Origin of the sequence: Kitasatospora sp. NPDC094015, assembly GCF_040304075.1 — a bacterium.
In the GTDB taxonomy this organism is placed as follows: domain Bacteria; phylum Actinomycetota; class Actinomycetes; order Streptomycetales; family Streptomycetaceae; genus Kitasatospora.
In genome coordinates, this window is the sequence record NZ_JBEOUL010000030.1 from 1 (window position 1) to 14713 (window position 14713).

Annotated in this window: 11 protein-coding genes; 1 reads left to right on the forward strand and 10 read right to left on the reverse strand. The window is 71.9% G+C overall.

What is annotated here, in order from left to right; all coding sequences use genetic code 11:
- Window positions 1-540: 540 nt before the first annotated feature.
- The 9 genes from ABT014_RS27745 to ABT014_RS27785 form a co-directional block, all read right to left on the reverse strand.
- Window positions 541-2064 carry a CoA-acylating methylmalonate-semialdehyde dehydrogenase gene (locus ABT014_RS27745; protein ID WP_350641943.1) on the reverse strand — a complete coding sequence of 508 codons (1524 nt, stop codon included), beginning with the start codon at window positions 2062-2064 and terminating at the stop codon, window positions 541-543.
- A 201-nt stretch (window positions 2065-2265) separates the two neighbouring features.
- Window positions 2266-2955, reverse strand: a complete 690-nt coding sequence (locus ABT014_RS27750) for a hypothetical protein (RefSeq protein ID WP_350641944.1) — start codon at window positions 2953-2955, stop codon at window positions 2266-2268.
- An 81-nt stretch (window positions 2956-3036) separates the two neighbouring features.
- Window positions 3037-3483 carry a hypothetical protein gene (locus ABT014_RS27755; RefSeq protein WP_350641945.1) on the reverse strand — a complete coding sequence of 149 codons (447 nt, stop codon included), beginning with the start codon at window positions 3481-3483 and terminating at the stop codon, window positions 3037-3039.
- A 214-nt stretch (window positions 3484-3697) separates the two neighbouring features.
- Window positions 3698-5092: an NAD(P)/FAD-dependent oxidoreductase gene (locus ABT014_RS27760; RefSeq protein ID WP_350641946.1), complete on the reverse strand. Its 1395-nt coding sequence runs from the start codon at window positions 5090-5092 to the stop codon at window positions 3698-3700.
- 58 nt (window positions 5093-5150) lie between these two features.
- Window positions 5151-5954 carry an ABC transporter permease gene (locus tag ABT014_RS27765; RefSeq protein ID WP_350641947.1) on the reverse strand — a complete coding sequence of 268 codons (804 nt, stop codon included), beginning with the start codon at window positions 5952-5954 and terminating at the stop codon, window positions 5151-5153.
- Window positions 5954-6880: an ABC transporter permease gene (locus tag ABT014_RS27770; RefSeq protein ID WP_350641948.1), complete on the reverse strand. Its 927-nt coding sequence runs from the start codon at window positions 6878-6880 to the stop codon at window positions 5954-5956. The genes ABT014_RS27765 and ABT014_RS27770 overlap by 1 nt, the downstream gene beginning before the upstream one ends.
- Complete coding sequence (locus ABT014_RS27775) at window positions 6877-8022, reverse strand: ABC transporter ATP-binding protein (RefSeq protein WP_350641949.1); 1146 nt, start codon at window positions 8020-8022, stop codon at window positions 6877-6879. Before ABT014_RS27775 ends, ABT014_RS27770 begins: the two co-directional genes overlap by 4 nt.
- Window positions 8023-8069: 47 nt before the next feature.
- On the reverse strand, window positions 8070-9317 hold the full coding sequence (locus ABT014_RS27780) for a polyamine ABC transporter substrate-binding protein (protein ID WP_350641950.1): 1248 nt from the start codon (window positions 9315-9317) through the stop codon (window positions 8070-8072).
- Window positions 9318-9362: 45 nt separating this feature from the next.
- Window positions 9363-10892, reverse strand: coding sequence for a gamma-aminobutyraldehyde dehydrogenase (locus tag ABT014_RS27785; protein ID WP_350641951.1), 1530 nt, complete (start codon window positions 10890-10892; stop codon window positions 9363-9365).
- Window positions 10893-11300: 408 nt separating this feature from the next.
- Between ABT014_RS27785 and ABT014_RS27790 the strand changes: the two genes are divergently transcribed.
- Window positions 11301-12956 (forward strand): PucR family transcriptional regulator, encoded by a 1656-nt coding sequence (locus tag ABT014_RS27790; RefSeq protein ID WP_350641952.1) that lies wholly within the window; start codon window positions 11301-11303, stop codon window positions 12954-12956.
- 102 nt (window positions 12957-13058) lie between these two features.
- On the opposite strand, the gene ABT014_RS27795 is transcribed toward ABT014_RS27790, so the two are convergent.
- Window positions 13059-14417: an aspartate aminotransferase family protein gene (locus ABT014_RS27795; RefSeq protein WP_350641953.1), complete on the reverse strand. Its 1359-nt coding sequence runs from the start codon at window positions 14415-14417 to the stop codon at window positions 13059-13061.
- Window positions 14418-14713 lie beyond the last annotated feature (296 nt).

Genomic DNA, 14713 nt, shown 5'->3' on the forward strand with positions numbered 1-14713 from the left:
CTCCGGGCGCTTCGTTCTTTCGTGTTCCCAGCCTAGCAGATGTTTTCCGCTCCGTTTTCCGGAGTTTCACTCACCGACTGGCCGGTCCTTCGTGTATCCAGCTTATCAGACGTTTTCCGCCCCGTTTCCGGGCTTCTTCGTCCAACTCGCCTTCCGCCGGCCCGACCTGACGGCCTGTCCGACGTTTCAAACCTTAGCCGATCCCCACCTCGAAAGGCGAATCCGGCCGCAATCCCGAAAAGCGCGCACAGCAATTCACACCAGGACGCGACAGAACGCATCCGAGTGAATGGGAAGTGGTGTTTCAAGGGATTGGCCGCTCCGGGACCGTCCGCGTAGACACGTGTCCGGTGCTCCCAGCCGAGCGACTAGGGAACACTACCCTCGCTCCGCGGTCGATGCAAACGTCCGCCGACCCGAACGGCCGAGGGCCGCCCGGCGGGCCGCACCGCGGGGGACGGTGGGCGGGCCGGGCGGCCCTCGGTGGTGCGGGCCGGCCGCCGATCGGATCGGCGGCCGGCCGGGCTCGGGGAGCCGGATTCAGGAGTTGGTCGGGAAGCCCAGGTTGATGCCGCCGTGCGACGGGTCCAGCCAGCGCTGGGTGACCACCTTGCCGCGGGTGAAGAACTGGACGCCGTCGGGGCCGTAGGCGTGGGCGTCGCCGAACAGCGAGGCCTTCCAGCCGCCGAAGGAGTAGTAGGCCACGGGGACCGGGATCGGCACGTTGATGCCGACCATCCCGACCTCGATCTCGTTCTGGAAGCGCCGGGCGGCGCCACCGTCGTTGGTGAAGATCGCGGTGCCGTTGCCGTAGGGGTTGGAGTTGATGAGCTCCACGCCCTCCTCGTAGGAGGCGACCCGGACCACCGAGAGCACCGGGCCGAAGATCTCGTCGTTGTAGACGGACATGCCGGGCTTGACGTGGTCGAACAGGGTCGGGCCGAGCCAGAAGCCGTCGGTGGTCGGGGCGCCCGAGGTGTCCTCGCCGGCGATCGCGTGCTTGCGGCCGTCCACGGAGAGCTCGGCGCCGTCGGCGACACCGGACTCCACGTACGAGGTGACCTTGTCGCGGTGCTGGCCGGTGACCAGCGGACCCATCTCGGAGTCGCCGTTGCAGCCGGGGCCGACCTTCAGGGTGGCCATCCGCGACTTGATCTTCTCGACCAGCTCGTCGCCGATCGGGTCGACCGCGACCAGGACGGAGACCGCCATGCAGCGCTCGCCGGCCGCGCCGAAGCCGGCGTTGATGGCGGCGTCCGCGCTGAGGTCGAGGTCCGCGTCCGGGAGCACCAGCATGTGGTTCTTGGCGCCGCCGAGGGCCTGCACGCGCTTGCCGTACCGGGTGCCGGTCTCGTAGACGTAGCGGGCGATCGGGGTGGAGCCCACGAAGCTGACCGACTTGATGTCGGGGTGCTCGAGCAGGCGGTCGACCGCCACCTTGTCACCGTGGACGACGTTGAAGACGCCGTCCGGCAGGCCGGCCTCCTTCCACAGCTCCGCCATGAAGTTGGCCGCCGACGGGTCCTTCTCGGAGGGCTTCAGGACGACCGAGTTGCCGGCCGCGATGGCGATCGGGAAGAACCACATCGGCACCATGGCCGGGAAGTTGAACGGCGAGATGATGGCGACCGGGCCGAGCGCCTGGCGGATCGAGTAGACGTCGATGCCGGTGGACGCCTGCTCGGTGAAGCCGCCCTTGACCAGCTGCGGGATCCCGCAGGCGTACTCGACGACCTCCTGGCCGCGGGCCAGCTCGCCGAGCGCGTCCGAGTGCACCTTGCCGTGCTCGGAGACGATGATCGCGGCCAGCTCGTCCTTGCGGGCGTTGAACAGCTCACGGAAGTTGAAGAGCACCTGGGTCCGCTTGGCCACCGAGGCGGTACGCCACTCGGCGAAGGCGGCGGAGGCCGCGGCGACCGCCTGGTCGACCTCGGCGATCTCCGCGAAGTCGACCTGGCCGGAGACCTGCCCGGTGGCCGGGTCGAAGATGTCGCCGCGCCGGGGCGCGGAGCCGGCGGTGGCGACGGGAGCGCCGCCGATCCAGTGGGTGATGTGCTTGCTCAAGGTCTTCTGCCTCCGAAGTCCGTACGGCGCAGCGCCGCCGGTACCGTGCCGGCGCCTCCCGGGCGAGCGCCCGGGTGGCGGGAACACGGGGCTCCCGCGCTCAAGCTCCAGTCTGGTGACCGGGCTCGCCGGTCTCAACGAGCAGCCTGACGGGGATGCGAGATTCACCCTTACAGGTCGTCGGGCGCAGCGCCGTCCGGTTCACCCTCCGTCCGGTTCGCCCTCCGGAGGGTCGCTCTCCTCCAAGTAGGGGTCGTGCAGGCCGTCGGGGAGGGCGAGGGTCTCCAGCTGGTCCAGGCGCAGGTCCTGCGCCCAGTTCTGGGCCCAGGCCTGCAGGCCGGCGCGGGCGGGTCCGGCGAGTTCGGCGGCGCCCTCCAGCCGGTCGGCCAGCACGGTGGGCTGGAAGTCCTCGTCCAGTGCGGCGGCGAGGGCGAGCAGCTCGCCCTCGCGGAAGTGGTCGGTGAGGGCGTGCACGGCCACCAGGTCGGCGGGCAGGGCCCGGTCGCAGAGTTCCAGGACGGCGAGGCCGGCGGCGTCGGTCAGCGCGATGACCGGGACGGGCGCCTCCAGCAGCAGGGGCGGGTGGCGCAGCGGTTCGCGGCGCAGTTCGACCGGGACGGGAACGCCGGTGAGCTGGATCCGGCGGGGTGTTCCCGCCTCCTCGCGGGCGGGGTGGCCGGCGGCGCGCAGGGTTTCGGCGAGACCGCGGGCGAGTTCGGCCAGCGGTGGTCCTTCCGCGGAGATCAGGACCAGGCCGGTCGAGCGGCCGACGGCCAGGCCGTGGGCGCGCAGGGCCTCGGTGCCGGCGAGGGCGAGGGCGTGCCGCAGGCAGTACGGCTGGGCGGTGGCCAGCAGCTGCAGGTGCTCCTCGGCGAGCAGGCTCGGGGTCATGCCTCCAGTCTCGCGGTCGCGGCGGCCGGGCGCCTCGTCCGGTGGGGAACGTCGTCCGGGGTGCCGCAACCGGTCGGTGCCTCACCCGGTGGCGTGGCGGCGGGCGGCGGCGTCGTGCAGGGCGAGTTCCAGCAGGACCGGGTCGACCAGTCGGCCGGAGCCGTCCGGTGGGACCAGCCAGCGCAGCCCGTACCGTCGCCGGCCCGGATGCGGCACGGCCACCCACAGCCCGGCGCCGGCCACCCTGACCCCGGTGCCGAACCAGCGGGAGGCGGTGCCGACGGGGGTGAGGAAGCCGACCTGTCCGGCGCCGGCGAGGACCGGGCCGCCGCCGGGCAGCCTGCGCAGGATGTCGAGGGCGGGCAGGCCGAGCGCGTCCGGGACGGAGAGCAGGTCCCAGGACTGTCCTGCGGGCAGCAGCAGGACGGCGGAGCCGGCCCGGGCCCAGGTGTCGCGGCAGCCGGCCGGATCGGGGGCCGCGTCGGCCAGCCAGTCGAGGGCGGCGTCGTGGGGGTTGCCGGGTGCCATGGTCGGGTCTCCCGCTCGGTGGGTGCTCATCGGGGAGAGAGAGCGGCGAGCGGGCCCGCTCTTACACGGGTGGCGGGGTGGAGAGCGGAACGCGGGAGCGGTGAGGAGGGTAGGGGCCTGCCGAAGGAGCGGGAGAAGCACTGCGGGGCGCACCCGGGCGTGGGTGCGCCCCGCGGGCGCGGGTCGGCAGGTCACCGCCGACCGGCCGGCCGGGTCAGCTGTCGAAGCCGAGGCCGAGCCGGTCGAGGGTGCGCAGCCAGAGGTTGCGATGGCCCCCGTTGTGGTCGGCGCGGTCCAGCGACCACTTGGTGATCTCGATGCCGGCCCAGCGGACCGGCTCCGGCGGGAACGGCAGGGGCTTGCTGCGCACCATCTCCAGCGAGGTGCGCTCGGTCAGTTCGCCGGCCAGCAGGTCGAGCATGACCTCCGCGCCGTAGCGGGTGGCCCCGACCCCGAGGCCGGTGAACCCGGCGGCGTAGGCGACCCTGCCGCGGTAGGCGGTGTCGAAGAAGGCCGAGAACCGGGTGCAGGTGTCGATCGCACCGCCCCAGGCGTTGGTGAAGCGCACGCCTTCGAGCTGCGGGAAGGTCTGGAAGAAGTGCCGGGCCAGGGTCCGGAAGGTCTCCGGCCGCTGGTCGTACTCGGCCCGGACCTTGCCGCCGAAGTTGTAGATGGCGTCGTAGCCGCCCCACAGGATGCGGTTGTCGGCGGAGAGCCGGAAGTAGTGGAACTGGTTGGCGCTGTCGCCGAGGCCCTGGCGGCGGGCCCAGCCGATCGAGGCGAGCTGTTCGGCGCTGAGCGGCTCGGTCATCAGCGCGTAGTCGTACACCGGGGCGAGGAACGGGCGCACCCGCTTGAGCAGCGAGGGGAACACGTTGGTGCCGAGCGCGACCCGCCGGGCGAAGATCCGGCCGTACGGGGTGCGCACCGCCATGCCGCTGCCGTACTCGGCGAGGTCGGTGGCGCGGGTGTGCTCGTGGATCCGCACGCCCTGGGCCAGGCAGGCGGCCTTGAGTCCCCAGGCCAGCTTGGCCGGGTGGACCATGGCCACGCCGTCCTTGTCCCAGATGCCGCCGAGGAAGGTCGGTGAGTCGACCTCGCGGCGCAGTTCGTCGGCGTCCAGCACGGTGACGTCCAGGCCGAATTCGGCGACGGCCTCGGCGACCTCGTGGAGTTCGGCGAGCTGGTGCGGCTGGGTGGCGACGTCGATCTCGCCGGTGCGCTCCCATTCGCAGTCGATGCCGTAGCGCTTGACCGCGTCCTCGATGGCCTGGAGGTTGGCGGCGCCCTGGCGCTCGAGCTCGGCGAGTTCGCCGGGCCAGCGCTGGAGGCCGTTGCCGAAGCCGTGGGTGAGGCTGGCCGCGCAGAATCCGCCGTTGCGGCCGGAGGCGGCCCAGCCGACCTCCTTGCCCTCGACCAGGACGACGTCCAGCGAGGGGTCGCGCTCCTTGGCGATCAGGGCGGTCCACAGACCGGAGTAGCCGCCGCCGACCACCAGCAGGTCGCACCGGGTGTCGCCGACCAGGGCGGGCAGGGCCTGCGGGCGGCCCGGGTCCTCCAGCCAGAAGGGGGTCGGCTGGGCGTCACTGAGCGCACGGGCGGAGTCCATGCTCTATCAGCTACTTTCTGGTCATCGAGTGGTGTCGTACGGCCTGACGTCCGGTGGGTCAGGCACGTGCCTTTCGCCGGTTGCCGATCGCCTGGCCGACGACGGTCAGCACCACCGCGGCGAGGAACATCGCGGTACCGATCACATTGACCTGTACCGGGATGCCGCGCTGGGAGGCGCCCCAGACGAACATCGGGAAGGTGACCGTGGTCGGCCCCGAGTTGAACTGGGTGATGATGAAGTCGTCGAAGGACAGCGCGAAGCTGAGCAGCGCGCCGGCCGCGATGCCGGGGGCGGCGAGCGGCAGGGTGATCTTGAGGAAGGTCTGCAGCGGGGTGGCGTAGAGGTCCTGGGCGGCCTGTTCCAGCCGGGGGTCCATGCTCATCACGCGGGCCTTGACCGCGGTCACCACGAAGCTGAGGCAGAACATGATGTGCGCGATCAGGATCGTGGTGAAGCCGAACGGGATGCGCATGTTGAGGAAGAGGGTGCCGAGCGAGGCGGCCATCACGACCTCGGGCATGGCCATCGGCAGGAAGATCAGCGCGGTGGTGGCGGAGCGGCCGCGGAAGCGGTGGCGGGCCAGCGCGAACGCGACCATGGTGCCCAGTACGGTGGCGCCGAGGGTGGCCAGTGCGGCGAGCCGCAGGCTGAGGGTGAGCGAGCCGCACATGTCGGCGACGCCGCAGGGGTCGGTCCAGGCGTCGGTGGAGAACTGCTGCCACTCGTAGTTGAACTTGCCCGCGGGCTTGTTGAACGAGAAGGCGAGCACCACGAGGTTCGGCAGGACCAGGTAGGCGAGGGCGAGGATGCCGGCGAGGACGACGAGGTTGCGCCGGATCCATCCGATCGTTCGGGTCATCAGACCAGCTCCTCCGTCCCGGCCTTCTTCATGTAGACCGTCACCATCCCCAGGATCAGGGCCATCAGGATGAAGCTCAGCGCCGCCGCGGTCGGGTAGTCGAGCACGTTCAGGAACTGCTTCTGGATGCCGTTGCCGACCATCTGCTCGCTCGGCGAGCCGAGCAGCTGGGCGTTGATGTAGTCGCCGGAGGCGGGGATGAAGGTGAGCAGGGTGCCCGCGACCACGCCCGGCAGCGAGATCGGGAAGGTGACCTTGCGGAAGGTGGTGAAGGGCCGGGCGTACAGGTCGCCCGCCGCCTCGTGCAGCCGGGGGTCGATCCGCTCCAGCGAGGTGTAGAGCGGGAGGATCATGAACGGCAGGAAGTTGTAGGTGAGTCCGCAGACCACGGCGAGCGGGGTGGCCAGCACCCGGTGGCCGGAGGTCAGACCGAGCGCGTCGCTGATGTCCAGCAGGTGCAGCGTGTTGAGCGCGCCGACCACCACGCCGCCGTCCGAGAGGATGGTCTTCCAGGCCAGCGTGCGGATCAGGAAGCTGGTGAAGAACGGCGCGATCACCAGGATCAGGATGACGTTGCGCCACCGCTTGCTCGCCCTGAAGGCGATCGTGTACGCGAGCGGGTACCCGACGGCCAGGCAGAGCACGGTCGCGGTGGCGGCGTAGGAGAACGAGCGGACGAAGTGCCACTTGTACTCGACCAGCGCGTCCCAGTAGGTGGCGACGTGCCAGGTGACCCGGAAGCCGTCCTCCAGCGAGCCGGTCTGCAGGGAGGTGGAGCCCTGGTAGACCAGCGGCACCGCGAAGAAGACCACCAGCCAGGCGATGCCGGGCAGCAGCAGCCAGTACGGGGTGAGCTTGCGGCGGGGGCGCTTCGGCGCGGCGAGCGGGACGGTCCGGGGCGGCGCCGCCTCGGTGGTGGTGGTCATGCGGCGGCCTCCCCGGTGCCGGCGTCGATCGCCTGGGTGGCGTCCATGCCGAAGGAGTGGGCCGGGTTCCAGTGCAGGACGACCGGGGCGCCGGCGGCTATCCGCACGTCGCGGTCCATGTTCTGCTCGAAGACCGCGACCTCCTGGCCGGTCTCGGCGCGCACCACGTACTGGGTGGAGACGCCGATGAAGCTGGAGTCGACCACCGTGCCGGCGATCCGGTTGCGGCCCTCGGCGACCGGGCTGCCGGCGGGCGCGATGGTGATCTTCTCGGGGCGCACCCCGAGGTGGACCCGGGTCGCCCCGGCGGCGCAGCGGGCCCTGGGCAGCACCAGCCGGACGCCGGAGGCGCTCAGCAGCAGGTCGTCGCCGGAGCCGCCGGTGACCTCGGCGGGGATCAGGTTGGACTGGCCGAGGAAGTTGGCCACGAAGGTGGTCGCCGGGTTCTCGTACAGGTCGGCGGGGGCGCCGAGCTGCTCGATCCGGCCGCCGTTCATCACCGCGATGGTGTCGGCCATGGTCATGGCCTCCTCCTGGTCGTGGGTGACGTGGACGAAGGTGATGCCGACCTCGGTCTGGATCCGCTTGAGTTCGAGCTGCATCTGCCGGCGCAGCTTGAGGTCGAGGGCGCCGAGCGGCTCGTCCAGCAGCAGCACCTGCGGGTGGTTGATCAGGGCCCGGGCGACCGCGACGCGCTGCTGCTGGCCGCCGGAGAGCTGGTGCGGCTTGCGCCGGGCGAGCGGGCCGAGCTCGACCAGGTCCAGCATCTCCTCGACCTGCTTGCGGACGTCCTTGCGGCCGCGCCGGCGCAGGCCGAAGGCGACGTTCTCGAAGATGTCCAGGTGCGGGAAGAGCGCGTAGCTCTGGAAGACGGTGTTCACCGGGCGCTTGTAGGGGGGCAGCGCGGTGACGTCCTGGCCGCCGATCAGGACGGTGCCGCCGGTGGGCTCCTCCAGGCCGGCGATCATGCGCAGGGTGGTGGTCTTGCCGCAGCCGGAGGCGCCGAGCAAGGCGAAGAACGAACCCTGCGGCACGGTGAGGTCCAGCGGGTGGACAGCGGTGGAGGTGCCGTAGGTCTTGCTGATGCCGGTGAGGCGAACGTCTCCGCCGGCGGCCGCGGTGTCGCGCAGCTGCTCCGTCATGGTGTCCCTCTGTCAGATGCCGTGGGGTGCCCTGGGGCCGAGTGGGGTCAGGCGCCGATCAACTTGGAGAACTTGTCCTCGAAGTCGCTCTCCTCCGCCTCGGTGAGGCTGCGGAAGGCGTGCACCTTGGCGGCCATCTCGGGGGTGGGGATCACCAGCGGGTTGGCGGCGGTGTCCGGGTCGAGCGCGGCGAGTTCCTCCTGGACACCGGTGACCGGTGAGACGTAGCCGATGCCGGCCGTCAGCGCGGCCGCGGTCTTCGGCCGGTAGTAGAAGTCGATCAGCAGTTCGGCGTTCTTCTTGTGCTGGGCCCTGGCGGGTATCAGCAGGTTGTCGGTGGAGGCGACGTAGCCGTGGTCCGGGATGACGAACTCGATGTCGGGGTTGTCGGCGCGCAGCTGGATCAGGTCGCCGCCCCAGGCGACGCAGGCCGCGATGTCGCCGGAGGACAGCTCCTGGCCGTAGTCGTTGCCGGTGAACTTGCGGATCTGCTTGCTGTCCACGGCCTTCTGCAGCCGGTGGATCGCGGCGTCGTAGTCGTCGGCGGTGAAGTTCGCCGGGTCCTTGCCCATCTCCAGCAGCACCATCCCGACCGTGTCGCGCATCTCGGAGAGGAAGGTCACCCGGCCCTTGAGCTCGGGGTCGTCCAGCAGCTGGGTGACGCTGGTGACCGGCTTCCCGCCGGTGGCCTGCTTGTTGTAGGCCACCACGACCTGGATGCCGGCCCACGGGTAGGAGTGCTCCCGGTTCGGGTCCCAGTCCGGCGTGCGCAGGCGGTCCTCGATGTTGGTGACGGCGTGCGGGAGGTTGGCGGGGTTCAGCCGCTGGGCCCAGCCGAGCCGGATCAGCCGGGCCGCCATCCAGTCGGTGAGCACCATCAGGTCGCGGCCGGTGTCCTGACCGGACGCCAGCTGCGGCTTGACCTTGCCGAAGAACTCGACGTTGTCGTTGACGTCCTCGGTGTAGCGGACCTTGATGCCGGTGGCGGCCTCGAACTCGTCGAGGGTGGCGTGCTTCTGCTCGTCCTGCGGGTCCACGTCGATGTAGAGCGGCCAGTTGGAGAAGTTCACCACCTTCTCCTCGTCCGAGTGGTCCGGGGCGGCGACCGCGTCACCGGTGGCGGAGCTCCTGGCCGGCGGGATCCCGCAGGCGGCGAGGGTGCCGGCGCCGGCCGCGGCCAGCGAGGCCTGCAGCAGGCCCCGCCGGGACAGCGCGGCCCGGCCGCTGGTCAGGCTGCGCTGCCAGGCCTTGCGGACCGGTTCCGGCAGGCCGCCGGTGATCTCGTTGAGCTCCATGCGGGGACACCCTCCTGGGGGAAGAGGACGGGAGACGACAGGGGGTTATCTGTCTCCGAAGATCGTGCGGTGCCAGTCCTTGCGGGCGACCGCCGTGGTGTCGAACATGACGTGCTTGACCTGCGTGTACTCGTCCAGCGAGTACTGCGACATGTCCTTGCCGTAGCCGGAGGACTTGTAGCCGCCGTGCGGCATCTCGCTGATGATCGGGATGTGGTCGTTGACCCAGACGCACCCGGCCGCGATCTCCCGGGTGGCGCGCAGCGAGCGGTGCACGTTGGTGGTCCACGCCGAGGCCGCCAGGCCGTACGGGGTGTCGTTGGCCAGCCGCAGGCCCTCGTCGTCGCTGTCGAAGGGCAGCACCACCAGGACCGGGCCGAAGATCTCGCCCTGCACCACCTCGCTGTCCTGCGAGACGCCGGTGATCAGGGTCGGCCGGTAGTAGGCGCCGCGGGTCAGGTCGGTGCCGTCGTGGCCGGTCCGCGGGGCGTGCCCGCCGGTCACGACGGTGGCGCCGTAGGAGCGGGCGCGCTCGACGAAGCCGGCCACCCGGTCCCGGTGGGTGTACGAGACCAGCGGACCGAGGTCGGTGCTCGGGTCGAGCGGGCTGCCGAGCCGGACCGCGGCGTACAGCTCCGCCACCCCGGCGACGAAAGCCTCGTACAGCGGTCGCTGGACGTAGGCGCGGGTGGCGGCGGTGCAGTCCTGGCCGCTGTTGATCAGCGAGGCGGCGACCGCCCCGTGCACGGCGGCCTCCAGGTCGGCGTCGTCGAAGACCACGAACGGGGCCTTGCCGCCGAGCTCCAGATGGGTGCGCTTGACGGTGGCGGTGGCCAGCTCGGCGACCCGCTTGCCGACCGGGGTGGAGCCGGTGAAGGAGACCATCGCGACGTCGGGGTGCGAGATCAGGTGCTCGCCGGCCGGGCGGCCGGCGCCGGTGACCACGTTGACCACGCCGTCGGGGATGCCCGCCTCGGTGCAGGCGCGGGCGAACATCAGCGAGGTCAGCGGGGTCAGCTCGGCGGGCTTGAGCACGATGGTGTTGCCGGCCGCGATCGCCGGGAGGACCTTCCAGGCGGCCATCTGCAGCGGGTAGTTCCACGGGGAGATGGAGCCCACCACGCCGATCGCCTCGCGGCGGACGTAGGAGGTGTGGTCGCCGGAGTACTCGCCGGCCGCCTTGCCCTCCAGGTTGCGGGCGGAGCCGGCGAAGAACGCCGTGTTGTCGACCGTGCCGGGGACGTCGAACTCGGTGGAGAGCTTGATCGGCTTGCCGGTCTGGGCGGTCTCCGTGCGGGCGAACTCGTCGGCCCGCTCGCCGAGGATCGCGGCCAGCTTCAGCAGCGCCTCGGAGCGCGCGCCGGGGGTCGCCCCGGACCACTCCGGGAACGCGGCCCGCGCGGCGGCGACCGCGGTGTCCACGTCCGCCGTGGAGGCGAGCCGGACCTCCTGCACGACGCTGCCGTCGGCCGGGTTGACGACCTGGAAGGGCTCGTCCCCGGTGCCCGGGGTCAGCCGGCCCGCGATGTACTGCGCGCCCGCACCGAAGTCGGTCAGGTCCATCTGTTCCTCCATGTGCCCGATGATTCGACGGCAGCGGCGTGGGGGTGCCGCTGCCGTCATGCTGCACGCGCCGACGGGTCCGGCCCGGTACTGCGCCGGGCGCGGCTGGTCGAGTCGCACCAGCAGCATCGGTCGGCCCGCGAGGTCTGATCGCCGGGATTGCGCGATCCTGACAGCCGCGGCCGATCGTTACAAGGGATTCCGCTGCCGCCGTCCGGTTGAGCGACGGATTCCGGCGGCCCGGCCGCAGGCTGCCACTGCCGACCCGCTGACGATGCCTGCTCCGGTAACCGGGTGACAAGGGCCACTGCGACAGGCCGGACGCCGAGCGCCTTACAGGGTGCAAGGCGCCCACGGGGTGACAAGTCGTCGCGACGATGGATGATTTACCTGACACTCTGATCAGCAGGAGGACCCGCGATGCTCCCCACCGTCGCCCACGTGCTCGACCTGGACGTGATGCGACGCGGCCTGCCCCAGGTGGTGGCCGGCGCGGAACACTTGGAACGCCCGGTCCGCTGGGTGCACGTCAGCGAACTGCCCGACGTCGCCGGCGTGCTGCGCGGCGGCGAGCTGGTGCTCAGCACCGGCATCGCCCTGCCCGAGGACCGCGAGGGCCTGGCCCGGTACGTCCGGGAGCTGGCCGAGGTCGGGGTCGCCGGCCTGGTCATCGAGTTCGGCCGGCGCTACTTCGACTCGCTGCCCCGCGCCCTGGTGCACGCCGCCGAGCAGCGCGGGCTGCCGCTGGTGGTGCTCCGCCGCGAGCTGCGGTTCGTCGCCGTCACCGAAGCCGTCCACGCCCTGGTGGTCAACGCCCAGCTGGAGCAGCTGCGCACCTCCGAGACGGTGCACCAGATCTTCAACGAGCTGGCCACCGAGGGCGCCGAGCCGGGCGAGGTGGTCCGCCAGGTCGCCCAGCTCGCCGGAGCGCCGGTGGTGCTGGAGAACCTCGCGCACCAGGTGCTCGCCCACGACCCGGCCGGCCGGCCGGAGGCCGAGCTGCTGGAGGGCTGGGAACGCCGCTCCCGGGGCGTGCGCCCGAGCGGGCGGACCGGGCACGACCCGCGCAGCGGCTGGCTGGTCACCACGGTCGGCGCCCGCGGCCAGGACTGGGGCCGCCTCGTGCTGGTCGACGACCCGGGCCCGCTGCCCGAGGGGGTGCCGCACCGGCACACCATGCTGCTGGAGCGCGGCGCGGCCACCCTCGCGCTCAACCGGCTGGTGCTGCGCGACCGGGAGAGCCTGGAGCGGCAGACCCACCGCACCCTGCTGGCCGGCATCCTGACCCACGCGCTGACCGTCTCCGAGGTCGCGCTGCGCGCGCAGGCGCTGGGCGTGCCGCTGGAGGGCCGCCGGCTGGTCGGCGTGGTGCTGCGGCAGCGCCAGGGCCCCATCCCGGCCGCGCTGGAGGCCCAGGCCCGGCTGCGCGACTTCACCGAGCTGGCGGCCACCGCGATCCGCACCGCCCGGCTGTCCGCCCTGGTCGGCGCGTTCGACGACGAGGGGGTCGGGCTGCTGATCGCGCTCGGCTCCCAGCAGGACGAGCACGCCGCGCTGGAGGCCTTCGCCACCGCGCTGCGCAAGCTGCTGGCCGAGGCCAGCCGCGACCCGGCCGTGCCGGCGCCGCACCCGGTGATCGCGGTGGGCTCCTCGGTCGGCTCGGTCCGCGACGCCCGGCGCACCCTGCTGGAGGCCACCCAGGTCGCCGACGCCGCCCTGCACGACGCCCCCGGCGGGCGCGCCGCCGCGTACTACCGGCTGCCCGACGTCCGGCTGCGCGGTCTGCTGCACCTGCTGCGCGACGACGAGCGGCTGCAGACCTACGTCGAACGCGAACTCGGCCCGCTGCTCGCCTACGACGCCGAGCACGGCGGGCAGTTGGTGCGGATGCTGCGGATCTACCTGGAGCAGGGCCGCAACAAGTCGGCCGCCGCGGACGCGGCGCACCTGTCCCGGCCCTCGTTCTACGACCGGCTGCACAAGGTGGAGCGGATCCTCGGCGTCGACCTCGACCAGGTCGAGTCCTGCCTGTCGCTGCACGTGGCGCTGCTGGCGCTGGACGCGGTGCGCCGCTGAGCCCGCGCGCGGCCGCCGCGGTGCGGACGGGACGGGCGAGGGCCCCGGGCGGTGCTGCTGCCCGGGGCCCTCGTACGTGCTCGTGCGCGGTGGTGGAGGTCGTCAGACCGTGTGCGCGTCGGCCACGGTGAGGGCCTCGTCCAGGACGGCCAGACCCGCCTTGGCCTCCTCCTCGGTGACGGTGCACGGCGGCACCACGTGGAAGCGGTTCATGTTGACGAACGGCCACAGCCCGCGCTGCTTGCAGGCCGCCGCCAGCTCGGCCATCGGCGCGTTGGCGGCGCCCGCCGCGTTGTACGGCACCAGCGGCTCGCGGGTGGCGCGGTCCTTCACCAGGTCGAGCGCCCAGAACACGCCGAGACCGCGGACCTCGCCGATCGACGGGTGACGCTCCGCCAGCTCGCGCAGGCCCGGGCCGAGCACGTTCTCGCCGATGTGCCTGGCGTTCTCCACGATGCCCTCCTCGGCCATCGTGTTGATGGTCGCCACCGCGGAGGCGCAGGCCAGCGGGTGGCCCGAGTAGGTCAGGCCGCCCGGGAACGGGCGCTCGGCGAAGGTCGCCGCGATCTCGGCGGAGATCGCCACGCCGCCGAGCGGCACGTAACCGGAGTTCACGCCCTTGGCGAAGGTGAGCAGGTCCGGGGTGATACCCCAGTGGTCGGCGGCGAACCACGCACCGGTCCGGCCGAAGCCGGCCATCACCTCGTCCAGGATGAAGACGATCCCGTGGCGGTCGCAGATCTCCCGAACCCCGGCCAGGTAGCCGGGCGGCGGGATCAGGATGCCGGCGGTGCCGACCACGGTCTCCAGGATGATCGCGGCGACGGTGGCCGGGCCCTCGAAGGCCAGCACCTGCTCCAGGTGGGCCAGCGCGCGCTCGCACTCCTGCGCCTCGTTCTCGGCGTGGAAGTTGGAGCGGTAGGCGTACGGGCCCCAGAAGTGCTTGATGCCGGAGACGCCGGTCTCGTTGGCCCAGCGCCGGGGGTCGCCGGTCAGCGCGATCGCGTTGGCGGTGGCGCCGTGGTACGAGCGGTAGGTGGAGAGCACCTTCTGCCGGCCGGTGTGCAGCCGGGCCATCCGGATGGCGTTCTCGTTCGCCTCGGCGCCGCCGTTGGTGAAGAAGATCTTGTCGAGGTCCCCGGGGGTGCGCTCGGCGATCAGCCGGGCCGCCTCGCTGCGGGGCTCGACCGCGAAGCCGGGGGCGATGGTGCAGAGCTTCGCCGCCTGCTCCTGGATCGCCGCGACCACCTTCGGGTGCTGGTGACCGATGTTGGTGTTCACCAGCTGCGAGGAGAAGTCCAGGTAGCGGTTGCCGTCGTAGTCCCAGAAGTAGGAACCCTCGGCACCGGCCACCGCGAGGGGGTCGATCAGCGCCTGGGCGGACCACGAGTGGAAGACGTGCGCGCGGTCGGCGGCCTTGACGGCCTGCCCGGCGGCCGAGTCAGCAGTGGGGATGCTCATGCGGCCAGCGTAGGGACATCGGCCGCGCGGATGCAGATGCATCTTGTCAGGCGGTCCGCGCGTCGGCCGACATGGTGACAGGTACGGCGCACGGCGCTGCGGGCGCGCCAAGGGCGCGGGGCCCGGCCGCCGACCGGCCGCTCCGTGGTGGAGGGCCGGTCCCGCCGTTCCCCGCGCCCCTGGCGCGCGTCGCCGCTACCGCGTCGGACCCGCTCGGATCGCGATCCGATCCGCGGTCAGATCGCGGTCATGCTCGCCCTGACCGTGAAGACCCGCTCAGATCGCGGTCATGCTCG